Source organism: Vibrio sp. MOR3 (assembly GCF_001557775.1).
Lineage (GTDB): Bacteria > Pseudomonadota > Gammaproteobacteria > Enterobacterales > Vibrionaceae > Vibrio > Vibrio jasicida.
Map to the genome: position 1 here is coordinate 382,569 of NZ_LNRD01000004.1, position 26,313 is coordinate 408,881.

Annotated in this window: 24 protein-coding genes; 14 read left to right on the forward strand and 10 right to left on the reverse strand. The window is 46.0% G+C overall.

The features are described 5' to 3' along the window. Nucleotides 1–98 precede the first annotated feature (98 nt). From ATB76_RS11525 to ATB76_RS11540, 4 genes are all read left to right on the forward strand, one after another. Nucleotides 99–1,070, forward strand: coding sequence for a TAXI family TRAP transporter solute-binding subunit (locus ATB76_RS11525; protein WP_061035229.1), 972 nt, complete (start codon nucleotides 99–101; stop codon nucleotides 1,068–1,070). Between the two features lie 81 nt (nucleotides 1,071–1,151). Continuing rightward, nucleotides 1,152–3,752 carry a TRAP transporter permease gene (locus ATB76_RS11530; protein WP_061035230.1) on the forward strand — a complete coding sequence of 867 codons (2,601 nt, stop codon included), beginning with the start codon at nucleotides 1,152–1,154 and terminating at the stop codon, nucleotides 3,750–3,752. A 270-nt stretch (nucleotides 3,753–4,022) separates the two neighbouring features. Further along, nucleotides 4,023–5,048, forward strand: a complete 1,026-nt coding sequence (locus ATB76_RS11535; protein WP_038869708.1) for an HlyD family secretion protein — start codon at nucleotides 4,023–4,025, stop codon at nucleotides 5,046–5,048. Next, nucleotides 5,045–6,532, forward strand: coding sequence for an MDR family MFS transporter (locus ATB76_RS11540; protein WP_039974355.1), 1,488 nt, complete (start codon nucleotides 5,045–5,047; stop codon nucleotides 6,530–6,532). The genes ATB76_RS11535 and ATB76_RS11540 overlap by 4 nt, the downstream gene beginning before the upstream one ends. An 86-nt stretch (nucleotides 6,533–6,618) precedes the next feature. On the opposite strand, the gene ATB76_RS11545 is transcribed toward ATB76_RS11540, so the two are convergent. Next, nucleotides 6,619–6,864: a Rho-binding antiterminator gene (locus ATB76_RS11545; RefSeq protein ID WP_061035231.1), complete on the reverse strand. Its 246-nt coding sequence runs from the start codon at nucleotides 6,862–6,864 to the stop codon at nucleotides 6,619–6,621. Nucleotides 6,865–7,022: 158 nt separating this feature from the next. On the opposite strand from ATB76_RS11545, the gene ATB76_RS11550 reads away from it, so the two are divergent. The 4 genes from ATB76_RS11550 to ATB76_RS11565 all read left to right on the forward strand — a co-directional run bounded on the left by ATB76_RS11550 (nucleotide 7,023) and on the right by ATB76_RS11565 (nucleotide 13,576). Beyond that, entirely contained in the window at nucleotides 7,023–8,156 is a 1,134-nt protein-coding gene (locus ATB76_RS11550) for an MBL fold metallo-hydrolase (RefSeq protein ID WP_061035232.1), read from the forward strand. Between the two features lie 456 nt (nucleotides 8,157–8,612). Continuing rightward, complete coding sequence (locus tag ATB76_RS11555; protein ID WP_038880264.1) at nucleotides 8,613–9,380, forward strand: transcriptional regulator; 768 nt, start codon at nucleotides 8,613–8,615, stop codon at nucleotides 9,378–9,380. 260 nt (nucleotides 9,381–9,640) lie between these two features. After that, nucleotides 9,641–12,331, forward strand: a complete 2,691-nt coding sequence (gene ygjK, locus ATB76_RS11560; protein WP_061035233.1) for an alpha-glucosidase — start codon at nucleotides 9,641–9,643, stop codon at nucleotides 12,329–12,331. 525 nt (nucleotides 12,332–12,856) lie between these two features. Beyond that, entirely contained in the window at nucleotides 12,857–13,576 is a 720-nt protein-coding gene (locus ATB76_RS11565) for a hypothetical protein (protein WP_061035234.1), read from the forward strand. A gap of 38 nt (nucleotides 13,577–13,614) precedes the next feature. Here ATB76_RS11565 and ATB76_RS11570 read toward each other — a convergent pair whose 3' ends face one another. The 3 genes from ATB76_RS11570 to ATB76_RS11580 all read right to left on the reverse strand — a co-directional run bounded on the left by ATB76_RS11570 (nucleotide 13,615) and on the right by ATB76_RS11580 (nucleotide 15,051). Then, nucleotides 13,615–13,866 carry a TIGR03643 family protein gene (locus ATB76_RS11570; protein ID WP_054756617.1) on the reverse strand — a complete coding sequence of 84 codons (252 nt, stop codon included), beginning with the start codon at nucleotides 13,864–13,866 and terminating at the stop codon, nucleotides 13,615–13,617. Nucleotides 13,867–13,995: 129 nt separating this feature from the next. Then, entirely contained in the window at nucleotides 13,996–14,415 is a 420-nt protein-coding gene (locus tag ATB76_RS11575; protein WP_061035235.1) for a VOC family protein, read from the reverse strand. 39 nt (nucleotides 14,416–14,454) lie between these two features. Beyond that, a complete protein-coding gene (locus ATB76_RS11580) occupies nucleotides 14,455–15,051 on the reverse strand; it encodes a LysE/ArgO family amino acid transporter (RefSeq protein ID WP_061035236.1) in 597 nt (198 codons plus the stop codon). Between the two features lie 211 nt (nucleotides 15,052–15,262). Between ATB76_RS11580 and ATB76_RS11585 the strand changes: the two genes are divergently transcribed. The 5 genes from ATB76_RS11585 (at nucleotide 15,263) to ATB76_RS11605 (ending at nucleotide 19,384) form a co-directional block, all read left to right on the forward strand. Beyond that, nucleotides 15,263–15,724 carry an ecotin family protein gene (locus tag ATB76_RS11585; protein WP_039974346.1) on the forward strand — a complete coding sequence of 154 codons (462 nt, stop codon included), beginning with the start codon at nucleotides 15,263–15,265 and terminating at the stop codon, nucleotides 15,722–15,724. Further along, on the forward strand, nucleotides 15,721–16,029 hold the full coding sequence (locus ATB76_RS11590) for an MliC family protein (protein WP_061035237.1): 309 nt from the start codon (nucleotides 15,721–15,723) through the stop codon (nucleotides 16,027–16,029). Before ATB76_RS11585 ends, ATB76_RS11590 begins: the two co-directional genes overlap by 4 nt. Before the next feature lie 585 nt (nucleotides 16,030–16,614). Beyond that, nucleotides 16,615–17,019, forward strand: coding sequence for a hypothetical protein (locus ATB76_RS11595; RefSeq protein WP_038869686.1), 405 nt, complete (start codon nucleotides 16,615–16,617; stop codon nucleotides 17,017–17,019). Nucleotides 17,020–17,033: 14 nt separating this feature from the next. Then, entirely contained in the window at nucleotides 17,034–18,596 is a 1,563-nt protein-coding gene (locus ATB76_RS11600; RefSeq protein ID WP_061035238.1) for an NAD(P)-binding protein, read from the forward strand. Further along, nucleotides 18,593–19,384, forward strand: coding sequence for a hypothetical protein (locus ATB76_RS11605; RefSeq protein ID WP_061035239.1), 792 nt, complete (start codon nucleotides 18,593–18,595; stop codon nucleotides 19,382–19,384). Before ATB76_RS11600 ends, ATB76_RS11605 begins: the two co-directional genes overlap by 4 nt. Before the next feature lie 339 nt (nucleotides 19,385–19,723). Here ATB76_RS11605 and ATB76_RS11610 read toward each other — a convergent pair whose 3' ends face one another. After that, entirely contained in the window at nucleotides 19,724–20,215 is a 492-nt protein-coding gene (locus ATB76_RS11610) for a VOC family protein (protein ID WP_061035240.1), read from the reverse strand. A gap of 363 nt (nucleotides 20,216–20,578) precedes the next feature. On the opposite strand from ATB76_RS11610, the gene ATB76_RS11615 reads away from it, so the two are divergent. Next, a complete protein-coding gene (locus tag ATB76_RS11615) occupies nucleotides 20,579–21,025 on the forward strand; it encodes a hypothetical protein (RefSeq protein WP_045423438.1) in 447 nt (148 codons plus the stop codon). 35 nt (nucleotides 21,026–21,060) lie between these two features. Here the strand turns inward: ATB76_RS11615 and ATB76_RS11620 are convergent, their stop codons facing one another. From ATB76_RS11620 to ATB76_RS11640, 5 genes are all read right to left on the reverse strand, one after another. Continuing rightward, on the reverse strand, nucleotides 21,061–21,999 hold the full coding sequence (locus tag ATB76_RS11620) for a LysR family transcriptional regulator (protein WP_061035241.1): 939 nt from the start codon (nucleotides 21,997–21,999) through the stop codon (nucleotides 21,061–21,063). A gap of 94 nt (nucleotides 22,000–22,093) precedes the next feature. Continuing rightward, nucleotides 22,094–23,344: a hypothetical protein gene (locus ATB76_RS11625; protein WP_061035242.1), complete on the reverse strand. Its 1,251-nt coding sequence runs from the start codon at nucleotides 23,342–23,344 to the stop codon at nucleotides 22,094–22,096. Between the two features lie 152 nt (nucleotides 23,345–23,496). Further along, the gene (locus tag ATB76_RS11630; RefSeq protein WP_061035243.1) at nucleotides 23,497–24,705 is read right to left on the reverse strand and encodes a NupC/NupG family nucleoside CNT transporter; all 1,209 of its coding nucleotides are present in this window, start codon (nucleotides 24,703–24,705) and stop codon (nucleotides 23,497–23,499) included. Nucleotides 24,706–25,018: 313 nt separating this feature from the next. Then, nucleotides 25,019–25,336, reverse strand: a complete 318-nt coding sequence (locus ATB76_RS11635) for a DUF4144 family protein (RefSeq protein ID WP_061035244.1) — start codon at nucleotides 25,334–25,336, stop codon at nucleotides 25,019–25,021. A gap of 171 nt (nucleotides 25,337–25,507) precedes the next feature. Beyond that, nucleotides 25,508–26,218 carry an HAD hydrolase-like protein gene (locus tag ATB76_RS11640; protein ID WP_061035245.1) on the reverse strand — a complete coding sequence of 237 codons (711 nt, stop codon included), beginning with the start codon at nucleotides 26,216–26,218 and terminating at the stop codon, nucleotides 25,508–25,510. Nucleotides 26,219–26,313: the final 95 nt, after the last annotated feature.

The following is a 26,313-nucleotide window of genomic DNA, read 5'->3' on the forward strand; positions in this document are numbered from 1 at the left end:
TAAAGCGTGGAAATTTTACGCGAGTATTTTTCAGTTTTGCTGTCGTTAGCTGAGAAAAATGTCTTTATTTTTCAATCGATAGACAGGAAGAACTTAAAATGAAAGGAACCACACTCATTGCAGTATTTGCTTCGGCAGTATCATTGTTCTCATACAGTGAGAAAATAAGTGCGGCAGAGAAATTTATTACTATCGGCACGGGTGGTCAAACGGGTGTTTATTACGTGGCAGGCCAATCGATTTGTCGTTTTGTAAACCGTGGTGCGGCAGACCACAGCATTAAATGTAATGCACCAGCCAGCGGTGGTGGCGTGGCAAACGTCAATGGTTTGCGCAGTGGCGAATACAATTTCGGCATCATGCAGTCAGATCACCAATACAAAGCCCTAGAAGGTGTGGCTCCTTTCCAAAATAACCAACCAATGACGGACATTCGTGCCGTTTTCTCACTACAAAGTGAAGTGTTCACAATTCTTGCGCGTAAAGACGCGGGCATCACCAATTTCGACGATTTGAAAGGCAAGCGCGTCAATATTGGTAACCCTGGCTCTGGTCAACGCGATACGTTTGAGCAAGTGATGCAAGCTAAAGGTTGGTCGCAGGATGTGTTCAGCTTGGTGTCGGATCTGAAGCCAGCAGAACAAGCTTCTGCAATGAGTGACAACAACATCGATGCAATGAGTTACTTCGTCGGTCACCCAAACGGCGCGATTCAAGAAGCCTCAACCACAACGGATGCGGTGTTGGTGCCAGTGACTGGTCCTGAAATCGACAAGTTACTTGCTGAGCGTGCGTACTTCACCAAAGCAACCATTCCGGGCGGAATGTACCGTGGCAACCCGAACGATACTCTATCTATCGGTGGCAAAGCGGTGCTCTCAACCATAGCAGAAACTGATCCTGAGTTGGTGTACCAACTGACGAAATCTGTGTTCGACAACCTAGACCGCTTCAAGCGTCTGCACCCAGCATTTAAAGACCTGAAAGAATCAGAAATGATTGAAGTGGGTCTGTCTGCACCACTGCATGAAGGTGCGGTGCGCTACTACAAAGAGCGCGGCTGGTTGTAAGTAACTCTTAGAACCTTCGATTTTTAGCAAGCGCTGTGATGGATTCGCAGCGCTTGCTTCTCTGTTGTTTGTGAGAAAATTATGGATAAGACGATCTCCACGTCCCATGCTGATACGCATCCGAGTGAGCTGTCGGCAGAAGAACTGATTGCCCAAGATGTGGGTGCTCGCCTGCCAACGGGAATCATGGAAAAGCTGATTGCGGGTTTGGCGTTACTTTGGTCTCTGTTTCAACTTTGGATAGCGTCTCCGCTGCCCTTTATTGTTGGCTTTGGTGTGATGAACGACACCGAAACGCGCGCCATTCACCTTGGCTTTGCCTTGTTGCTTGCCTTTCTTGTCTTCCCTGCTTTTAAGCGCTCCCCACGCGACCGTGTTCCTGCCTTCGACATCATGTTGGGTTTGATTGCTTGTGCGTCTTCGCTGTACTTGTTTGTTATGTACGAAGCACTAGCACAACGTCCGGGCAGCTTAACCACTGAAGACTTTATTACCGCATTGATTGGTTTGCCTCTGCTTTTAGAAGCGGCGCGTCGAGTATTGGGCCCAGCATTGCCTGTGATTGCGTTGGTGTTTATCGGCTACAGCTTGGCGGGCCCATACATGCCCGGTTTATTGTCCCACCGCGGCGTGCAGTTGGATGCGTTAGCTAACCACCAGTGGATCACTACGGAAGGTGTGTTTGGTATTGCACTTGGCGTGTCGACCAGCTTTGTATTCTTGTTTGTTCTGTTTGGTGCGTTGTTGGAACGCGCTGGAGCAGGGCACTACTTCATTCAATTGGCATTTAGCATGTTGGGGCACTTGCGTGGTGGCCCTGCAAAAGCGGCCGTCGTTGCCTCGGGCTTAACGGGTTTGATTTCTGGCTCGTCTATCGCCAACGTTGTGACCACGGGCACGTTCACTATTCCTATGATGCGTAAAGTTGGTTTCTCTCCAGAGAAAGCCGGTGCAGTGGAAGTGGCGTCATCGGTGAATGGGCAAATCATGCCGCCTGTTATGGGCGCTGCGGCGTTTTTGATGGTGGAATATGTCGGCATTCCTTACGTTGAAATCATTAAGCACGCCTTCTTACCTGCTGCTATTTCTTACATCGCACTGCTTTATATTGTTCATTTAGAAGCGCTCAAATTGGGCATGCAGCCAATTGATGCTGCACGTTCAAAACCTTGGCTAGCAAGACTCACGGGTTTTGCATTTGGTGCGGCGTTGATTTCTGGATTGTCGATGGCGGTCTACTATGGCTTAGGATGGCTGAAGCCAGTATTGGGTGACTTTGTCCTACCGGGAATGGCATTGATTCTTGCGGTGGTGTACTTGGCGCTGCTAAAAGTGGCGGCAAGCAATGAGCCGTTACCAGAAGAGGACCCAGATGCTCCGCTAGAACAGTTACCAAATACGCGCGCGGTCTTGCTATCTGGCTTGCACTACCTACTGCCTGTGGTGGTCTTGGTGTGGTGTTTGATGGTCGAGCGTTTGTCTCCTGGGTTGTCTGCTTTTTGGGGCAGCGTGATTCTGGTGGTGATCGTTCTGACTCAACGTCCTCTGCTGACTTGGATGCGTAAAGACGGCAAACACGATTATGGCAACTTTAAAGACGGTTGTATTGATTTGCGTGAAGGCTTGATTGCTGGTGCGCGTAATATGATCGGCATTGGTATCGCGACCGCCACCGCAGGCGTAATTGTTGGTGCGGTATCGCAAACGGGTGTTGGCTTAGTATTGGCAGATTTGGTTGAGATGTTGTCGATGGGCAACTTGCTACTCATGCTAATGCTCACCGCAGTATTGAGCTTGATTCTAGGCATGGGCTTACCAACTACGGCTAACTACATCGTGGTATCGAGCTTGCTAGCACCTGTTATCGTCACGCTGGGTCAACAACACGGTTTGATCGTACCGTTAATTGCGGTGCACTTGTTTGTGTTTTACTTCGGCATCATGGCGGATGTAACGCCGCCAGTGGGTCTGGCTTCGTTTGCTGCTGCAGCGGTGTCGAAAGGGGATCCAATCAAGACGGGCTTAACCGCGTTTTACTACAGTCTAAGAACCGCAGCTTTGCCGTTCCTATTTATCTTCAATACCGATTTGTTGTTGATTGATGTCGATTGGGCGCACGGCATTGCCATCTTTGTTATCTCCACTATCGCGATGTTGATATTCGCAGCGGCGACGCAAGGTTGGTTCCTGACTCGTAACCGTTGGTACGAAGGCGTTCTGTTATTGCTGGTGGCCTTTACTCTGTTCCGTCCAGGATTCTGGATCGACATGGTGGTGGACCCGTACCAATCGAGTAATCCTGCCCAGTTGGCACAAACGCTTGAGCCGCTAGAAGAGGGCAGTGTGCTCAGAATGCGTATCAGCGGTGAAGATGCAGTAGGTAAGATACGAGAGTTCTCGGTGTTGTTGTCGGTTCCTGAAGGGGAAACCGGACAAGATAAGCTGGACGCATTGGGTATCGCTACTTATCAGCAAGGTGAACAAACCCTGATTGATATCGTTAGCTTTGCTAGCCCAGCAGAGGCAGCAGGATTGCAGTTTGACCAACAAATTGTCGATGTGCGTGTGCCTGTTGAGCGTTATCGCAAAGAGTGGATGTGGATTCCGGCAATGTTGCTGTTTGGTGTTGTTATCTGGCTCCAACGCCGAAGAGTAACCGCGCACCTTGCTACAGCACATTGATAATTAAAGATAAATAACCATAAAGCCCTGTTGGAGTTAAGACTAACGGGGCTTTTTTCTGTCTGGAATATTCGCCAATGTGATTGTCTAAGTCGCGGAATGATTAGCGTCTTCTATACTTTATGCACGATTAGAGTGTGAATATCTTTGCGCATCATTTGAACAAATTATCAACGCTCAAAATCGGATCTTAACCTTTCAGATCATCTTGTTGTTCGAAAGCGGAAAAATCCTACACTGATCACATAATTGAACACTTGGACAATATAAATGAGCGACGATATCGCGAAGAAATCCTCTTCGAAATCCAAACTGACCAAAATCCTTTTCCTTCTCGTTTGTGCTATCGGCTTCGGTGCGATGTACTGGTCTTGGCAATATTCTGATGGTCACCCAAGTACCGAAGATGCATACGTAAGAGCAAAAATCCTGTCTGTCGCTCCTCAGGTTCAAGGTCAAGTCATCTCAGTAGAAGCCAAAGACTTCCAAGTGGTGAACAAAGGCGATCTGCTATTAAAGATTGATTCTCGTCCTTATCTGCTCGCGGTCAAACAAGCGAAAGCGGCTTACCAATTGGCGGTTCAACAGCATGATGTGGCCGATAAACAGGTCACAGAAGCGGTCGCTGGTTTAGATGCAGCACGCTCGAACCTGACCGAAGCGCAGTTGGAGTACAAACGTACTAACTCGCTAGTGAAGCGCAAATTAGCGTCTGACCAAGATTTAGATACTGCGAAGAACAAACTCGCGAACGCTCAAGCAAGCTTAGAACAAGCACGTGCAACGGTTGAAAAAGCAATCGCAAACCGCGGTGAAGAAGGTGCAGAAGCTGCGGTTGTTCAACAAGCGGCAGCACAACTTGCACAGGCTGAGTTGAACCTTAGCTACACCGACATCACTTCTCCTGTCGATGGCATCGCGGGTGAAATCAATACACATACTGGTTCTGTTGTCGGTATTGGCCAAACTCTGTTCCCTGTGATTGTGAAAGACAGCTACTGGGTACGCGCAAACTTTAAAGAAACTGACCTAACGCACATCAAAGCAGGCATGCACGCTGAAGTCGTGATCGACATGTACCCAGACGTAGTGTGGGATGCGAAAGTAGAAGAGTTGTCGCCAGCAAGTGGTACCTCTTTCTCTTTGATGCCACCAGAAAACGCAACCGGTAACTGGGTGAAAATCAAACAACGTTTCCCTGTGCGTTTGACACTTGAAGTACCTGAAGGTGCGCCACAATTACGTGTGGGTGCAAGTTCTGAAGTGACTGTTGATCTGAAAAGTAACGCACAATGAGTAACGAGATTACGGCCGACAAACGGGGAATAGCCACCGTCGCCGTGATGCTTTCGGCCATCATGGTGCTGATAGACATGACCGTTGCTAACGTGTCGCTTTCACACATGATGGGCGCGTTGGGCGCAACGGCAGACCAAATCACATGGGTGCTAACTGGCTACAGCATGGCTGAGGCGATCTTCATTCCGATGACCAGTTTCTGGGTATCGCGATTTGGTGAGCGCAAAGTCATGCTGGTGGCGGTCATCGGCTTTGTGATTGCCAGTGCTTTCTGTGGACAAGCGGGTTCACTCGAAGAGATGGTAGTGTTCCGTATTATCCAAGGTGCGTTTGGTGCTTCGGTTATTCCACTGGCGCAATCTACATTGGTTCAGATTTACCCTTCCGAGCAAAAAGGCAAGGCGATGGCGATCTTCTCCATCGGTATCTTGCTTGGTCCGATTTTAGGCCCGGTAGTGGGCGGTGTGATTACTGACAACATCAACTGGCGTTGGATCTTCTACGTCAACTTGCCATTTGGCTTAGTGTGTACTGCGCTGATTTATCGCTACATCCACATCAGCAACAAATCCAAACCGAACTTCGACTGGTGGATCATTGGTTATATGGCCCTCGGGGTCGGAGCGTTGCAGTTCGTACTCGACAAAGGTAACGACGAAGACTGGTTCAACTCTCGCATTATCCAAACCGCAGTGCTGCTGGCGATCATGGGCTTAATCATGTGGATCTACCGCAGTTGGAAGACCAAGAGCCCCATCGCGCCTCTGTGGCTCCTCAAGGACAGAAACCTCATGGTCTCGTCCTTGATGATGGCGGTGGTGTCGATGGCAATGTTCGGCTTGACCACTCAGCAACCGATGTTGCTCGAAAGCTTATTAAACTACCCAGTGTCCACCACAGGCATGTTAATGGCACCACGGGGGCTAGCATCTGCCTGTATGCTGATATTGGTGATTGTGATTAACCCACAATTCGACCCAAGGTTGAAGATTGTCTTTGGCCTAACTTGTATCGGTATTGGTAGTTACCTCATGACCTTGTACTCCATGGAAATCGATACCTTCTGGATCGTGATGCCAAGTATGATTCAGGGCATGGGTTTAGGTTTGACCTTCTCGACCTTATCGACACTGGCGTACATGACATTGCCAAAAGAGCAGTCGGTGGCAGGGGCGAGTATTTTTAACCTGTTCCGCACCATTGGTAGTTCGTTTGGTATCTCGATTGCGACTACATACCAATACCGCGACAGCCAACAGCAATGGCACGCTTTGGGAGAAGGCTTTAACCCTTATAACCCAGTGCTGCATGACTGGGCTGCGAAACAGGGGTTGTCGATTACTGATCCTGCGGCTTTGGAGCAATACCAGAACATGCTCCATCAGCAATCGCAAATGGTGGCCTTTGTGCACACCTTCCAATTGGTCGGGGTGATGTTCGTTATCATGATGCCGATGCTGATATTTATCCGCTCAAGGTAAACCTCTAAAGCTAAACAAAAGCGCCCTTAACTCAGCCAGTTAAGGGCGCTTTTTTATGTCTGACTTTTCTATCGGTTTTCGAGCAATTAACCGAAGGTCACTTCACTGAAATGCGGATTGTCTTTGAGTGCTCTCATCGCAATCAATTGTTCGGTTGGGAACGAAATGTGCTCGCCATCGATATCCAAAAATAAGCACTCTTGTCGTTCAATATCGTAGCCTGTATCAAATGCGCTGCCTTGATGTTTCTCACCGTTTCTGAGGGTGATCTCCACGGTCAGATTAAACATACAGGCGATTTCAATAAAATCGTATTGGCTGCAGGTCACCATAACTTTTTCTCCTTCTCTCTTCCTTATCAAGACCGATAAAGGACAGAAATACTTCTCTGAAACCTAATCTTCATCTTACGCCCTATTTTGGTCATGAAAAAGACATACAAGCAGGCTTAACTAAAACCATAGTTTAGTGAACAAGACGTAGATAGGACATGTCTGAAACGACACTTAAAAACACGTACTTGGCTCGTGAGCGCGCAACGCAATCACTGATTACTCCTCACACTTACTACGCGCAGTTGGCGCATCGCATTAACCACTCAGCTCAATTTGAACATGGACGCGTCAAAGACAAGATGCCAAATGTGCCAAGCCCTCAGTCTTTTTGGCAAGTGTGTTGGGCCTACATGGGCGGACGTTCGCCGCTCAGTCCCGATAACCAGTTGCCTTATTCATCGATAGAGCCCACGCGCTTTGAACAGCGACAACAAGCGATGCGAGTCACTTGGCTCGGGCATTCCACTTTGATGATTGAGACCGATGGCGTGCGCATTCTGACTGACCCTGTATTCGACTATGCGTCGCCGTTGATTGCTAAGGCATGGTTTGAGCGCAATATCCCCAATACAGCCGTACGTGATAGCTTGCCGATTCCGGATGTCATCGTGATCTCTCATGATCATTACGATCACCTCGAAGCTTCGACCATACGTTACTATTCTGATAAATCCGTAACATTTTACGTGCCACTCGGTGTCGGTAAGCATTTGATTCGTTGGGGCGTTAGACCTGATAACGTGGTGGAATTTGATTGGTGGGAGAGCGTTCATTACGCCAACGTCGAGCTGATTTGCACGCCAGCCAATCACAACTCAGGGCGTACTTATCTGGATAAGAATTCGACCTTATGGGCTTCTTGGGTAGTAAAAGGTCAGCAAGAGACCCTCTATTTCAGCGGCGACAGTGCGTACGATAGTCACTTTGCACAAATCGCCCAGCGTTGCGGTCCGGTTGATATCGCCTGTTTGGAAGTCGCGGCAGATGTGAAAGGCAACCAAGGTTATCCGGTTGAGAATTGGGGACACATGCAAGCGCATCACACCGTACGCGCATTCAAAGATCTGCAAGCGAAGAAGTTGCTACCTGTACACTGGGCAACGTATGAGTTGTTTACGCACAAATGGGATGAACCCATTGAGGACTTGATTGAACATTGCCAAGCCGATCACATTGAACTTATTACTCCGATGGCGGGAGAGAGTTTTTATGTGGCAAAAGAATATAAAAATAAATGTTGGTGGCAGGCCAATAAATTATGTGAGCAAGCTAGAAAAATACGGGTATAATATGACGGCGCTTCAATAATACCTCGGTTAATTTAACCAACTTTCTTGCTCCTTATAACAAGATTTTTACTGGTCATCGAATCGATAAATTACCAGTGAGTCACTATTTTTCTGTGATCCCTCACGATAATAAATCTCTGAGTACAACTTTTTGATACTTCTCACCTAATAAAATAACCTTCTGAGAGAAAACTTTTACTAAAAATCTTTGTGAACTTAATTTTACGCATCAAAACAATTATACTCGTCGCCATACTGATAAGGCTTAAAATAGCTGGTCAAAGTGTGAACGCAATGAGTAAAACTTGATCAGTTAACAACAAGTAAAAGTCTCATCATTGAAACCGATTTAATTGATAAAGAATGCTGGTGATAATTGGAACCAGCATCACAAGAGTAGGATTCTCTTGAATATATCATCAGGGATGCTGAAGAAATTAAAACAGGCATTGTTAGATGAATAATTCTGCAACGTATTTACTTGCTGCTCTACGAGAAAAAATTAAAGAGAAAGGGATTTGTTATTCCGATCTCTCTGCCGGAATGGGGATTCCTCTATCAACCATTAAGAGACAGTTACACAACACGTCTTTAGGGTTGGACAAGATACTCTCGTATGCCACTCATTTAGATACTGACTTAGTCGAATTGTCCATGCGTGGTAAACAGCTGCAACAAGAAAACGAGCAATTTATCACCGACATTAACAGTGAAATATTTCACCAGTATCCGTACCTGTTTGATTTCTTATATTTATTACGTCGGAAGGAATGGTCTCCGCAAGATATTGCGAGCAAATACCAATTAACCCATACCTCGATCACGCTTTATTTCCGTGCATTGGAAATGATGGATTACATCGAGCTAAAAGGTGAGGACCAGTACCGCTTTAAAGACCAAGGTCGCTTTATTTTCGAAGAAGGCTCTAAGCTCGATACTTTGTTCGCCAAGCGCTTTCGAGATGAAGTGTTCAGCCATGATGTGCGACCACCGATTTGCATGGGACGTATTGCTATTACTGAAGAGCAGGAAGAAAAATTGGCGAATGAGGTGTACAACAAACTGATTGAGTTTGATGTGCAGAACAAGAGCGGGGAATGCAGTAAGCGACTGAGAAACGTCTTGATGACTTACACACCGGGTAATCAGATATTCCTTTCGGATACGATTCCGAATATTGACGGTGAATTATTAAAAGCCATCTCGATGGCGAATGAAAAATAGTGACTATTTAATCACAAAATAAAGAATTTATATTAAGTGGGTGTGTTTGATAATGAATACATCAAAGCCCCACTATTATCCAAAATTAATGACCTGTTATTTAAATAGGTCAAACGAAGAAGAGACAAATTAACCGATCTCTTCTCACATCCAAAAGTGAAATAAATAAGGCTGAGTCTTCATCATCGAAAATCGGCAGGGCACGTCTCGACCTTTTTTCTCCTGATCAGGACCAAAAGCCAATAAATGAGGGATATAACATGCACTTTAAGACTTCTTTATGTGCGATTGCTGTCGGGGTTGCTCTAACACTTAGTGGATGCAACAGTAGTGATAATGACTCGAATGTGGATGCGCCACTGAAAGCGGCTGAATTCCATAACACGATCGATCGTGCGGGTGTGCCAGTGGCACTGCGTGATCTTCATGGTGGTCACCTTCGCTACATTCCTATGTTCGATAACGGCTCGTGGCATGGTCACACACTAGACACTAAAGGTGGTGAAATCACTTTAGGTGGTACAGCGTTACTAACGGAAGAATACGTGTCATTCATGGCTGCACGTTTTGACCGTTTGGCACTAACGGTTGATGGCCAACCTATGCCACTCAAATTGACAGAAGCTTACTCACAACCTGGCGCATTGATTCAAAAATACACGGGCGATAACGGCATCGAAGCGGAGCTCGAAATGCGCTTTGTGACAGACCGTACTTCTCTTGTTAAAACCACCATCAAGAACCCGAACAAGCTGGCTATTCAAGGCGAATGGGACGGCGAGTTGATGCAAGATTACCGCGCTGACGATGGTCAACTTTACAAGAACAACGACAGCACTGTTCGCAGTGTTGAAGATGCATACCCTACTTACTCACGTGAAATCGCCGCGACAGAAAACGGCGTAGAAGTGTCTTTTGGTGCGGTTCGTGACTCTTGGTCGTTATTAACTTCGGGCGATTCTAAGTTTGAAGTGACGCGTTCTATCAAACCAGAAACGTCTACCATCGATGATGACAAGAAAGGCTTCGTCCAAACGGCAGAGCTAGGTGATGGCGAAGAAATCACGCTCTACACGGCGTACACGCACGTTCAAAACACTGAAGAACAAACGTCTGAATTTGCAAAATTGGATGACGTAATGGCCGATCCAAAAGGCTACATGCACGATTCAGCAATGCGTTGGGAAGAGTATCTAGCAAACGGCCTTACGAACGATGCTGCTTCAAAAGAGCATGAATTCGTTGCAGTAAAAGCGATGGAAACACTAAACGCAAACTGGCGTGGTGCAGCGGGTGCGATTGATCATGATACTGTTACGCCTTCGGTTACGGCGCCTTACTTCTCGGGCAACATGACATGGCCGTGGGATACGTGGAAACAAGCTTATGCGATGTCTCACTTCAACCCAGATGTGGCGATGGAAAACATTCGTACTGTATTCCAATACCAAGTGCAGTCTGACGATCCTGTTCGCCCTTGGGACGAAGGTTACTTGCTTGATGTAGTTACCTACAACTTGCCGGCAGAACGTTGGGAAGGCATGTCTGCGGAATACAAAAAAGTGTTCCCTCAAGCGACGGATGGTCTGAACTGGAATGAGCGTAATACTAAGCCATCACTTGCTGCTTGGGCGGTATGGGAAGTGTATACCGCACTGAAAGATGAGCATAACCGTCCAGAAGAAGCGCAAAAATGGTTAGAAGAAATGTATCCGAAGCTGGTTGCGTTCCACGACTGGTGGTTACGTGCTCGTGATACGAATAAGAACGGTATCCCAGAATACGGTGCAGCGAAAGATCCAATCCACACGGTTTTCGAAGGTGACGTGAATGACGGTTCTTGGGGACCAGATGCGTCTGTCGATGACATGAAGTTCCAATACAAAGACGAAGCGAATGGCGACAAGTGGATCAAAGAAACGGGCATCGAGAAATACAACGAATTGTTGACTTCTGGTGACTACACGGCAATGAGCATCCCTGCAAAAGTCGCAGCGGGTTGGGAGTCAGGTCGTGACAACGCAGGCGTGTTTGGCTTCATTGATACGATTGACAATCTACAAGGTATGGCTGAGCAACCAACGCAAGAAGAAGCGGAAGTGATTGACCAAATGGGGCGATACGCTCATAACACCAACGGCTTCGACAACACCTACGACATGATGATGGGTGAAGACGGTTCTGTCGTGACTTACCGTAATGATTCGGTTGAGAACATGGACAAACTGGCTCAAGCGAAGAAAGACTGGGAAGTGAAGTTCAACGAGAACACCGACGACTCAAACAACTTGTCTGGTTACTCACTCATGCAAGAGTCGGTAGACCAAGCGTCGTACTGGTATTCAGACAACCTGTACCTATCGCAAATTGCCGATGTATTGGGTAAAGCTGACAAAGCGGCAGAGTTCGCAGCGAAAGCCGCTGATACCAAAGAGTACATCAACCGTTGTATGTACGACGACACAACTGGCTTCTATTACGATATTGAAGTGGTACCAAGTGGCCTTAGCAATCAGTGTGCAGGTCCAATGTTGGTGAAGCGCGGTATGGGTCCGGAAGGTTGGTCTCCACTATTTAACAACGCAGCAACGCAAGAACACGCAGATAAAGTGGTGAAAAACATGCTTGATACCAGCAAGTTTAACTCACCGAAGATCCCACTTGGCACGGCGTCGATGGACAACCCTGCTTACGGACCAGACATTTACTGGCGTGGCCGTGTATGGCTGGATCAGTTCTACTTCGGCGTTCGTGGCATGGACAACTACGGTTACGGTGTAGAAGCGCGTCAAATGGTTGATAAGCTGTTCCAAAATGCACAAGGTCTAACGGAAACGACGCCAATTCAGGAAAACTACAATCCTGAAACGGGTGCAGTGCAGGGCGCAAACAACTTCTCTTGGAGTGCTGCGCACCTTTACATGCTGTACAACGGCTTTGTGGGCAAGTAACACCTGTTGGTGAGTCACTAACACGGTCAAATATTAAGCGTTGCAGATGACCCCCCTAGCATCTGCAATCGCTTAATCTTCTTCAAATTAGGCTCAATAATATCAAGCCGGGTAGTGAAAACTGTCCGGTTTTTATAGAGTTATCACACTACTTTTCTGTAATTTCCTAAAATTTGTATGCAGGGAAAAATGCGCGACAACGCTGATTTTCCTTATAAAACAATCATTAATAACACCGCATTTCGTTCTGTCTATTTTCAATACATAACATTTATAAAATGATCATTTAACTGTTTTGTAACAAAATATATGCTTCATAAATCAATGAGGTCGTTAAATATTCATACGAAAGCATTAAGAGTTGTCCTAACCTCGCCGCTGGCCAGCCGCTCCGAGCCGAAATCATTCCCAAACTCTACTCTTCCGCTTGAAGCCACCTCATTCCAAGGAGCGTATTGATAAATACCTCACTTTCTTAGTAGTCAGCATGACGTGTTGCGATGCAGCACCATCAAGGAAGGTGACATGAACTGTTTACAGACCAGCCTTTATAACTTGCTAGAAGACAATAACTTTGTGCCCTCTAAAGAGTACAAAGCCTCGATTGCAAGCTATCTACATTCCGATTCCTCACTCACACCTCAAGCGATGGGTAAGCTCACTGGAGAGATATTTCAGAGCAAACAAACCATGGCGTATTACTTGCTGCACAATGCCATCAACGAAGAAGAGGGCGCAGAGCGACTCAAAATGATCGCCACTCGTTATGCGCAAGGGGAAATGAAGCAGCAAATCATGCATCACTGCCAAAACGACAGAAACCACTCAGCCATGTACGCCAGCTTGATCCCATTAACGGGTTACCAAACTGAGGTATATCAAGAAGAAAAGTCGAGTGATTTCAGCAATGTCAGCCACTTTTACGACGACATTAAAATCCACCTTTTCCGAGCTCACTCCGTCGAACTTCGTTCTTGGTGTTTATTGGTTTCTCAACTGAGTTTTATCGACCAATCGGATATCCCGTATCTGAAAGAGATGCGACCGACCATTCAGCAGATTTTAGATGATGAAGTGAGGCAGGTTTCCTACACGGCGCAACACGTCAGCCAGTGGTTGGAAGAAGATCCGTCACTGTGCCAAGCCTTCACGCAATGCATGAGTCACACCTATCGTGAAACTTGGGACTACCTTGCCTCTATGGCGGAATTCATGCGAGACAGTGCGCCTTATTTTATGGTCTAGGCACAGAACACTTGAGTTTAAAGGCTTGGCCGAGAGGCTCAACGTTGTTTGTACTGCGTTGGGCAATAGCCTCTGTTCACGTCTGGTGAGCGCAGTTTTAAGTGCTTGGTGTTGCGTCCAGATACACGTTGTCTCCAAAGCTTGAAACTGCGGGGTTTGAGGTGGCGACGCATCAGGCTGATAACGCCATTTTCGCTCAAGCCGAATTGATGCTCAATCGCTTCAAACGGGGTTCGGTCTTCCCATGCCATTTCTATGATTCTGGATAGTGCGTCGTCGTTGAGGGTCATGGTGTGTTCCTAATCAGGGTTGCCTATTTAAGCTTAGGAACACACATACGTAATCAACGGCGAAACGGTTTAATAGGAAGCCGCATTTAACCGATAAAATGAGGAAATAAAGTTAGGAATAGCAACGAGTTATTTCTGTGGTTTAAGCTCGACCACATTGCCTTCTGGATCTTCTAAATACACAGAGCGACCAAAGCCCTGAGCACCATATCGTTCGGCAAACTCTTCAACGTGGACATTATGTTGATGAAGATATTTAAGCAACTCAGACTCTTCAAAAGGCGTAATTTGCAGGCAGAAATGATCAAGGTTGCGGCCATCTTGGCTTGGCGATTTGCCGCCTAACTTTCCGAGTTCACTTTCAACTGTCACCAAATCAATGATGGCTGTGCCAGCACGTAACTGCGTCAGCCCTAAGTCGGGCAACTCCCGCTCGATAGGACATCCCAATAGATCTCGATAGAAACGGAGCATCGCATCGAGATTATCTGTTCTCAATACCACGTGATCGAGGGCTTTGATTTCAATGGGGTTGCGTTGGTTTGCCATGACGTGTTCCTTTTTCGAGCATTGAGAAAAGTATACGCACTAAACCAGCAAGCTGATCGCCAGAGCCAGCATGACAAAGCCAATAATGAACTCAAGAATCTGCCAAGAGCGAGCATGCTTAAAGATGGGGATCAATAACTTAGCGCCATAGCCAAGGCTGAAAAAGAACACAAAGGAAGCCGATACCGCACCCACTGCAAACTGCCATTTGTGTGGTTCATATTGAGTAGAAATTGATCCTAACAGCACGACGGTATCAAGGTAAACATGCGGGTTTAACCAAGTGAATGCCAAGCAGATCAGAGCCGTTTGCCATGCACTTTTGGAGGCATCACCTTCAGGATTCATCACGTGCTTTTGCGTCAATGCCGAGCGTAAACTGCTGAGACCATACCAAGTTAGGAAGGCAGCACCAGCATATCGTGCGATGGTTTCAATCAACGGAAACTGCTTCACTAAGTAGCCAAAACCCGCCACACCAAGGGAAATCAAGATCGCATCTGACAGTGCACAAATAAAGCACACCAGAAACACATGATGCTGTTTGATGCCTTGTTTCAGCACAAAGGCGTTTTGCGCTCCGATAGCAAGAATCAGTGATATGCCAAGCGTAAAGCCAGCAAGGTAGGTGGTCATTCTCTCTTCCTTGAACATCGACCAAATATGGCTTCAAACCATAACTTTGTTGAAAATAGTCTGCAAGGGTTGCGGAGAAGCCTTGCTAGAATGACCTAATAAGATATTGACGTCGTAATTGTGAGAGTAGACCTCAATTTAAACCGTACTTTCACAATAAGTTGGCGTTCCCCATTACAATATGCCCATCCATATGAAAAAGGAAAAAACGATGAAAGCAGTTTGGTTGGCCGCAGGTGCATTGGCACTGAGCGGATGTTCGACAATGAACTCAGCAAATGATGTATCTCGCCCATCGGCAGAGATGTTCCCAGAGATGGAGAACATGACGAAGCACGTTTTCTATGTAGACCCAGCAAGCAACGAAGCAGATAAGCGCGTTGAGCTTGTGGTAGGCAAAATGATGGAAACAGACTGTAACCGCGTTTCTCTGGGCGGCAGTGTGAGCGCGCACTCGCTAGAAGGTTGGGGTTACACTTACTACCAAGTTGACGCTTCTCCAGCAGGTGGCATCTCTACACTAATGGCTTGTCCTGAAGACATGGAGAAGGTAGAGACTTTCGTTCAAATGCCAACACGCGACCTTTACCGTTACAACAGCAAGCTACCTGTTGTGGTTTACGCGCCAGCGGATTTGGACGTGAACATTCGCGTTTGGGCACCTGAAGAATGATTGCTAAGCAGGCAAAAATCGCACTGACATTAGTTGGTTTGCTTGCGCTTGGTGGCTGTGCCTCGACCGCGCCAGGGTATCAATACCAGTGTGATGATGGCCATCAGTTCGCTGCTAGCTTTGATCAGGAAAAAGCGCTGATCACTGTTGATTACGGGAGAGAGATTGAACTCAAACAAGTTCGCTCTGCCTCTGGCGCAAAATATATGTCTGATGACCAAATGTTAGTTCTGCACACGAAAGGTGACGAAGCGATTTTGATCGTCAACGAGATATCCCAAAGTGCATGTCGCGTGACGAAGTAATCGTTAAATTCAAAAGGCTTGGTTGATACCAAGCTTTTTTTTCACGCTTTGTATGGTGGTCATATGTTTTCTGTGGCAATACGGTTGCAGCTTCCCTTTCTGGGTCAATCCACATCGAACAAATCCGCCTCTAGCACCCTCTTTTCTTCTTCGTAAAAACTACTTCGAAAGTTTAGGTCAAGTTACCTTATCGTAAGTTTAGGTGAGAGATTGTCTTATTTTATAAAATTTTAATATTCAATATGTTACTAAGTAAACCCATCGAACAACTATTTGTTTCATTTATCATTTAAAGGTTATGTAATTAATCAGGTTTATTTTTATTTTTGTCCAACCTTCGAAAACCTTTCCAATATCTGGCTTTCTATATTTGTTGTCTTAGCTTCTAAAATTCTCTGTTTAGTATTAATTTTGTTTATTCAAGGTGCTGATAATTATTAAGTTTATCTTTTATTTGGCATTTTTGGACTATGGCGTATTTCTTACAAAATTAAAATCCTTAAGCCAATGGTCGTAAGTGCGGAGTTGATATACATTCTCGTTTGGGAACATTCCCGCTATAAATATAAAAATGGAGAAATTATAATGAAAAACGTTCTTGGCTTCGTGACCCTTCTTGCTGCTTCTTTTGTTCACGCTGAAGACGCGATTACTTTCCCAACCGAGCAAGCTGCTGGAGGAAATGACGCGATTGTCTTTCCTACTGTGCAGAATCCCATTGTGTTGGTTGGTGGGTACGAAGTAGAAAATGGTGTTTTGCGTTCTCGCACTTACGACTGTGGGATTAATATCAGTGACTTAAACCTCTCAGCCCAGCTTGTGTGGGAAGGTGCGACACCTAAAGTGATGATTGTGGGTGACGATCTGATTATGTGTCGTTCACTGGCGAATAGTCCATTTGAGCTCGACATCAGTACGGTGTTGAATCAACTTCCGAACCACGATCTATATCGATTAGAGATCGCGAATCATGTCAACTTTCATCGATAGTTCGAGGAGAGAACATGACTTTTTACTCTTCGAATAAAAGGGGGGAGAAGGCCTGTGCTTGCACGGGCTCTTCGCGTCCCAAAGTGGTGATTTTCGGTGCTGGAATTTCTGGCTTAACTGTGGCTCATAACTGCATAAAACGAGGTTTTGAGGTTTCTGTTTACGACAAGGAGCTATACACCGGAGGAAAGTGTATCGGAACGGTAGATGAAGGGGGGAGGGTTCATGAACTTACTCATCGGCAGTTCTTCGCAAAAAACCACAATCTCATTAATTTTCTTAAAGAAATTCCTTCAGGGGCTGGCTCTTGTTTAGACTCGCTTTACCCTCAGAATATCGTGCAATTTTCTTGGGCACAAAGTAGCAAAACCATACAGTTTCAGCGTGGTTATTTTACGCGTTTAGAAAAACTGTGGGATGACGCAAAGTCCGCCTATTCAATGCATTATGCTCAAGTTCCTCTAACGGATACGTTTTGGTTTAAGCAACGATTGCAGCAAACGTATTCTACAGAGGAATTACTCGGTGTTTCCGTTAGAGATTTCTTCTGCTACGACTCAAGGCCACACCTTGCCGCTTTCCTTCGTTCAGTCTTGCTAGGTTGGATTGGAGCGACTGATGATACGCCAGCATTGGCGATTTTGGATTTACTCAACAATAAAGAAGGCGAGTTGCATACTTTGGCACCAGACGCCTACAGCTTGGGAATGCGCAAACCCATTAGTGACGCGCTTATTAACCCGTTGACTCACCATCTCCAAAAGCAGGGTGTTCAGTTTCACTTAGGCTACAAAGCGAAGGCCATCTATCCCAACAAAGCACGGACCCGAGTGGATGGTGTGCGACTACACAATGACTGTACCGTTCTCGCCGATTATTATGTCTTTGCGCTTCCGGCCCATGTTACTCACTCTTTACTTTCAGAAACCAGTTCAGCATTAAGTTATGATTACGTCTTGAGCCACGGTTTTCAGTTTTATTTTTCTTGTATCCCTGCTGAACTCAAAAATAGAACGGTTGGCTTAGTCCTTGATTCTCCCTGGGGATTGAGCTATCACGTGACCACCAGAAACACATCTCGAGGCGAGGTGGCGTGCTTATCGGTAACCGCGACTAAGCTTGATGATGCACTTGGGCTTTTGTATCAAAAGCCAATGCTGTCTTGTACTGAAGAGCAAGTAAAAGATGAATTATTGTTTCAGCTTTTTGGGCAATTGGACCTACTAGAACATTCGGCTTACAAAGGATTTAGAGTTGGCCTTGGGGCAAAAATAGTCACACCTCAAGAGCTAGACACTTTGTACTCAGAGTACTTTCATGGTGATGTTTTTATCAATGAGCGTGGGCAGCCTCGACAGTGGGTTTTGCAACACGCCCTCACTCAACCTACCACTCAGAATACGCTCACAACAACAGTGAAAAACTTTTCTAACGTCTTTTTAAGCGGTGAGTATTTATCTGATCCCCGCCAAACTTGGCGAGTACCGGTTACGTTGGAGCGATGTATAGAAACCGCTAATTTATGCTCGGCGGATTTAGCCGAGTATGCAGACTCTGAACATGAGATGTGCCAATGAAGTCCCGAATTTATTCACCTTTGTCATCGGGGCTCTTTCTGTTGCTGTGTTTGGTGTACAGCAGTGGTTTTTATCTACTAGTGCAAAGTTCGATTTGGCTCGCGTTAGCATTGACAGTGCTGTTACCTGTGGTGTTCTGGCCGTTAACGCAACCGGTCGAAAATTCAGAAGAGATAAAGCGAATCCTCTGTTTGGAAACTGGTTTTAACGTGTTGTGTTTTTTAGCGGTGAGTAAATGGGTCAGCATCGAACATGTCGATAAGGGTTTGGTCGTATTTTTCGTTCTCCAGTCCGCGGGATTTTTATTGGTGCAGTTGAAAAAGCGGGCTTATTTGTCGATGTTTATTTCGATGGTACTGGCTGCGGCGATCGCCTACTGGGTACATTCAGGGATGCAAACCACACTGCAAGGAGAGGGGAGGATCGTCTTATTTGGAGAGCCTGTCCCTTGGCAATTAAAAGTGATTTACGGTTTGTGGCTGGCGCAATTACTGCTTGTCGAATATCGCTCTGTGTTGCCAAAACTGACGTTGGCTATCTGCCACATTGCGTCTTTTGTTATTGCAATTGGTGCTGAGGATTTCTTCCACGCCCGCATCGCGACAGCCAGTCACCTTCTTTTCCTCAGCCTATGTTTCAACTTAAAGAGTTTAGATTGGGGCGGAAGTGAATTCGCAATATCGAATCGATTGAGCCGTTTCATTCAATTGCCAATCGTTAGAGAGCCATTTTCTGAGTTTTTACTTGGCGTTGTTGCTATCACTTATCTTGGGATTTTTCTAATGTAGTGCACTTGGGATTATGTGTTTCTCACTAGTAACCCCCTCCAACTCCCCCTTGTATTGACATGGTTTGCTCAGCATTTGCATTTCTTGTCCAAGGGGGAGGGCTGTCCTTTGGTGCATTATCCTATTTCGTTCCAAGCTTTTGGTGTGATTTCGACGAGCCTAGGCTACATCAAGAATCTCGTTTTAACACGCTCCGACAGTTCCTCCCCTTTGCTCTCGATGTATTTTGATCGCCGAAGCTGAGACCAAGGGGAGGTTAGATGGGGTTGTTTCATCAAAACTAACCAAAACAAAAAGGGTTGGCACTAGGCCAACCCTTTCTGGTTCTTAAGCATTCAATTATTCGTAATCAGACGCGTAAGTTTCTTCGTAAGAGTGTGAGTAGAACTCAAATAGGTTGCCAAACGGGTCTTCTAGGTAAACCATTTGTGCTTGCTTTAGCTCGTCTTCTGGGTGGTAGCGCATGATATCCATACGTACTTTACCGCCGAATTCTTCTACACGCTCGATTGCTGAAGCAAACTGCTCTTTTGGTAGTTGTAGACAGAAATGGAAGATACCTAGACGAGAAAAGTCAACGTTATGACGCTCTTCACGGTCAACCATTTCGAACAGCTCAACACCGATGCCGTCAGATGTCACTAGGTGAGCGATGTTGAAGCCTTTGAAGCCCTCACCGAATACAGCGATACACATACGACCGATTGCTGATTCGCGCTCTTCGATAACTTTTGTGTTGTTCATTACGATGCGAAGACCAAGCGCTTTAGTGTAGAACTCTACTGCTTTGTCCATATCGCCAACCATGATGCCTACGTGATTCATTTTCATAATTCTGCTCCAAAAAACTGTGATGTTTAATTCGTGTTTCGTTTCGATGGAGGTGAGTATATGGAGAAATCTTGATTACATGAAATTATTAATAATTTTTAAAATGATAATTTTTTGTTATTGGGTAATGAAGGGAAGAGTAAACAAGCGTATCCTGCATGCTTATCAAATAGTTATCTTATAAATTTCTTTGTGTTTTTGGTTGTTTTATATCGATCGTGAATAGTTTGGTAAGGTAAACTTCTGGCTGAAGTTGCTGCTAGTTATCTGTTTTTATTGATATTAACTAGTTGTTTTTGAACGTTGGTAGTTAGGGTTTTAGGCGAGTCTTTAATCTGAGCTCACATAAAAAGGAATAATAATTTGTACATTTGGAAAACATCAAAGTTGTCTGAGGAACTAAAAGACAACAAAGTGCCAGACAGTGATTGGATAAAATACGCTTTAATATTCTTAATCTTTTATACGGTGACACCTTACTTGATGTTCTTGGCGCCGTATGTAAACAATGAAGTTATGATAACCGAGGCTATTGGTATCTTAGTCGTGTCAATTTTGGGTGTAGTTGTCACGTATAGAACGAATAATAGAGATGGTAAAACCTATATTCTTCGCTCTATCGCTTTATCTATCCCTTTGTCGTTTAGATTTGTCGCGTTATCTGTGCTTGTTGGGATGGCTATCGTCTCTTTCGACTTTGGCGCTCAGCATTATTTTATTGTTGAATTACTTTCGACACTCTCTGTTATCGCTTTGCAAGCACTCTACTTTTGGCGTTTGAATGTTCATTTAAAGTACATCAACTCATAGTTTTGCATTTTCTACTTTGGTTACAGGCTTTGTTATTAGGCATAAGACTGACTGACGATGAGCTCTCTTAACCATTTATGGCTTGGGTCATTGTCGAGTTGCTTGTTCCAAAGTAGAAAGAACCCGCCAGGTTCCATTTTTATTGGGAGCGGTTTGATCACAATGTCTGATTTACCTTCGAACTCGCGGATGCTTTTGTAAGGATAAGTCAGTATCAAGTCGCTCTTCTCACACAGTTTCACTGCGCTGGAAATGTCGGACATATTGACGGCGTTGTCGATGCTCAAGCGTTGCGTGTCGAGCACCTCATGTAATAGCCAGCTAGACACACCGCCAGTGATGACTTGGATATGGCGGTACTTCAGGAATGCGTCGAGATTCCATTCTTCATCTAATGCTGGGTGTCCTTTTCTCAAGATACACGCCGAGGTGTCACGCATCAGTTCCGCATAATTTAGAGTGTCGGGGATGGTATCGACATGGGTTTTAGAACGATCATCAAACTCAAAGATACCCACACCGAAGTCAATCTCTCTTCTTTGTAATCGAGTAATGCTGCTGTTACTCCAATCTGCACTTTTGATGGTTATCTTTGGCGCACTAGACAACGCTTGAGGTAGAAAGCGTGGGTAAATCGTGGAGTAGGCGGTTTCGATAAGGTCGATACTGAAAACGCGAGTCGAGCGTTCTGGGTCAAATTCTTCTGGTTCACGAAGCTGGTCAATTTGCATCAGGATTTGTTGCAGCTTGCTTTCTAATGCCAGCGCTTTTGGGGTCGGCAATAAACCTTTGGATTCTCGCTCGAATAAAGGGTCACCAAACTCTTGGCGTAATTTAGTAAGCTGTTTACTGACGGCCGATTGAGATAAGAATAGTTTCTCTGCGGTTCTGCTCACGCTGCGTTCTTGCAGTAAGACGTACAGACAAATCAGCAGGTTCATATCATTTTTGATTAAGTGGGATAGATTTATCATGATATTCCTATCATTCAACTTACAAATTGAAGGGTATGAATAGAAACTATATCACTTAATTGAATTGAGCCAGAAATAGTGACTCGTTGCTCACTTAAACAATCAAACTTTTGAGGTATTGACTAAGCTCTTTCCTAATCTCTAGCTCTGCTTCTGATAGGTATTTGGGTCTATGTGCACTAACCACGGCAATGTTTTGTTCGCGATTCTGGTGGGTATCGCCGATAGCGTCAAATACGCTGCGCAGCAAGCTCATTGAGTGCGACATCAAAGCTTCGCTTTCTTGTTGTGAGAGTAAAGGCTCCGCGTCAAAACCAAGCGCGTAGAGGATGTCGTTAAAGTGCATCGCATAACCTGAGCCAGAGACTTCAAATGTGGTGCTCTTGATGCCATCTGGGCTTTTCTCCCACAGATACGGCGGATGCTTGAGTGTGCCAAAACCAATTGCGATGACGCGGTCTGGATAGTGCAGTTCCAACCTTCTGTCCCAGATATCACCGGCTTTTCCTGCCTCAATCACTACTTCAATATTGCCCTCGGTCGACGTGAGTTCGCCTTCGACATAGAGATGAGTTTCAGCGCCTTGTGTGTACTCCAATTGCGATTCGTCAATACGTTCGGCACGGACTTGTTTAAGTTCAATCTGTGAGTCTTCTATGCCGAATTTATGCAGGTAGCGAACTAGCCCAGCAATCGCGTGGATGCCCATATCAAAGCCATAACCTCCGCCGCCGCTGGTGGCTAAGTTAAGTAGCTTTCTCGCGTTGAGTAACGCAATTCGGTTTTCAAAACGGAAGTCTTGGATAGCTTCATGACTGTCGATAGGGTTGTCGCCCGCAATCGCGATGATCTTGCGCGGGGCTGAGTCAGGTAGTGCGACAGATGAATCAGCAAAGAGCGCTTCCAACGAAGGAGAAACCAAAGCGGTATCAATAAAGTAAAATTGCGCTCCGCGACGTTTAAGCTCTGGGATGATTTGGTTAAATCCTCTGTCGATTTCAGCCAAGGAAAAAGACGGTTTCTCAACCACAAACAACAGGTTTTGAATGTCGAGTGCACTACTCACTTGTTCAATGATGGAAAGGTGTGTGCCCACCGGTGTTAGAACGAAGGCCGCAGCAACATCAGTGTGTGAGTGAGCCTGTAAAAACGCATCAAGATCGGCGTAGCGAGCGGAGTAAGGGAATTGGAACTGCGATGCACAGCTTTTGGGATGTTGAACTGCAGGGTCAATGGCGACGACATCAAAGCGAGAATTTAAGGTATGCAGAAGGTTCTCATACAAACCCACCACAGACGATTTAGCATTCCCCAATCCACCAAATACCAATACGACCTTGTTCATCACTTCCCCTTATCCCGATTGCACTCACCAACAGGCTAGCAAAAATACGCTCAGGAATAATGGGATAAACCCGGAATTTTAAGTTCTGTATTCGGTGAGTCATACAAAAAAAGCCCACGCGATGGTGGGCTTCAATTGGAATGAGAGGGTGATTATAGGGCGATAAACAACCCTGCTAGCGCTGCACTCATCATGTTGGCAAGGGTCGCAGCAATAACGGCACGGAAGCCAAGTTTCGCCACTTCTTGGCGTCGCTCAGGTGCCATTGCGTTAATCGAACCCAGCTGAATCGCGATAGAGCCGATGTTAGCAAAACCACACAGCGCGAAAGTGATGATGATTTGGCTATGTGCTGAAAGGGTTTCTTTCACGTTGACGAAATCAAGGAAGGCCACGAACTCATTCAGAATCGTCTTCTGACCGATCAGCGAACCTGCGGTGAGGATTTCATTCATCGGGATACCAGCAAAAAACGCCAGTGGAGCGAACAGGTAGCCAAAGATCAATTGCAACGTTACGTCTTCGTAGCCAAACCAGTTGCCCACGGTTTCAAAACCTGCGTTGACCATCGCGATGACGCTGACAAAAGCAATCAGCATAGTACCTACTGCAACTGCCACTTTCACGCCGTTCATCGCACCAGAAGCTAACGCATCAACGATGTTGGAATCTTCGCTTTTCTCTAGCTGAATCGAGCCTTGATGCGCCGATCCTTCACGTTCTGGCACTAAGATCTTCGCCATCAACAAGCCTCCCGGCGCCGCCATAAAGCTCGCTGCGATAAGGTATTTCAGTTCAATCCCCAGTGCTGCGTATCCGCCCAGTACGGAACCTGCCACAGACGCCATACCGCCAACCATTACTGCGAACAGTTCAGAGCGAGTCATGTTGGCTAAGAACGGACGAACCACCAAAGAGGCTTCACACATGGATAGAAAGATGTTGCTGGTTGCAGCAAGAGATTCGACTTGAGAAGTACCCAGTAGGCGATGTATAGCACCACCGATGACTTTGATAAGAGCTTGCATCACGCCCAAGTAGTAGAGCATTGAGATGATAGCGGAGAGGAAAATGATAAGAGGGAGTACGCGAATTGCGAAGATGAAATTGCCCGTTGCGAGTTCGCCAAAAACAAACCCGATGCCTTCGTCTGCGAATGAGAGGAGCCCGGATACGCCGTTGCTGATGGAGCCTAACATGGATTGCCCGAGAGGGAAGTAGAGCACCAGTGCCGCAAAACCGGCTTGAAGAGAGAATGCGCCGATTACGGTGCGCCAGTTGATGTCGCGACGACTATCAGAAAGTGCGTAAGCACACGCCAACAAGGCCAATACGCCGGCCAAGCTGAAGATGATTTGCATTATGTTACCTTGCTTATGTATCTGTTAATGAGCGAGCTAAGAATTAGGCGCACGCGTGCAGAGGCAACATTGCGGAGAGTGCAAAATGTTGTCTTTACCCGAAGTCGAATTCAAAGCCCGTAAACGCTGACAGTTACGCTGGGCCCTGTTCCGTGGGGCAAGTTTCCATTTTGCAGCCGATTGAAAGCTGGTTCGATTCCTAACTATTTGAGTCGGGAACCTATCTAACCGGCGCGGAGTATACGCACGGTTCTAGATGCTGACAACGGTTATTGGAGCGATTTTTTGTTGTACGAAAGCAAAGGCGCAATTGTTAATCAGCTAAGGCCTCAATCGCTTGTTGGACGGAAGTGAAATGGATTTTGATGATGCAGCGCTGTGCTTGAGCAAACTCGTGTTTTTGAATCAGCTCTGTCACTTGCTGTACGTTCAATGTTTGTGGCAATAGACCCAATTCCACCGTGTTATTGCTACCCGTTTCTAATGCAAAGCAGTGACCTTGTGTATCAATCACAATATCATCTTGCCCCCAAATCAAAGCTTGGCATTCTGCGTTTAACTGCTCTGGCGAAGCCAAATACACCAGTTCGTCGTCGCCATCGAGTTTGAGTAAACAAGGCCATGTGATCATTGCGTTACCTTAATATTGGAGTAGGTCATTTGAAGTCGTCTACGTGCTAAATAAGCGACGTGAGGCAAGTACGATACACAAAGCCTAAAGAGAGCAAAAGGCTTTCTGTCTTGCTATGTATTTAAGAGCTTTAGCTGTGCGTTTCTTTAGCTTTGCGTTTATTGAGAGAGGCTAGGCGTACTTGCCAATGATGCCGAGCAAGTCTTCCACTTGATGTGCCACATAATCGGGCTGGGCGTTCCAGTGCTCTGGTTGAGCGCCACTGTACGCCGCTGCTACGGCAATCACTTTGCAGCTGCCACCTAACTGATGCTCGATATTGCGTGCAAACTGCGTGTCTGCCTCGTGGTCACCAATGTACATCAGCAGCTGTTTATCGGAGTGCCCAAAGATGGACTCGATGCATTTTATGCCACCAAAAGGGTCCGGTTTTTGATGCCCGTTAGACACATCATCGTAGCCCACGACGGCTTTAAACGGTGCATTGATTTGGTTGGCGCTGAGTACGTTACGAATGTTGGATTGCGAGTTCTGAGAGCAGACTCCGTGTGGCAGGTGTTCGAACGCGTTCACTACATCGGCAATGCCACTGAACAGGTTCACTGGTGTTTGGTTTTGCTCTTGGTGCTCAGCCCACATGGTACCCGCGATGAGCATTTCGTCTTGGGACATACCATAGTAGTTTACGTACAGTTCTTGCCAGTTTGTCGCTGCGTGATTGGCATGATGATAATCCATTTCACTGCGTAGGTATCTCGGTAAGTTATCCCCGGTCAGGTGTGGCGCTACAACGGACAATATCGCTTTGGTGATGTCGATGTTTTTCGGAACAGAATTTACTAGGGTGCCATCGTAATCCCACAATACGGCGTCTAACTTCATGCCAAACCTTTTGATACAGCAGAGGGTGAGTAGCTTTAAATCTTGCCAGTCTTAGGGGGGAGATAATCAGATCTTGCTCATGTTTTCATAAGCTT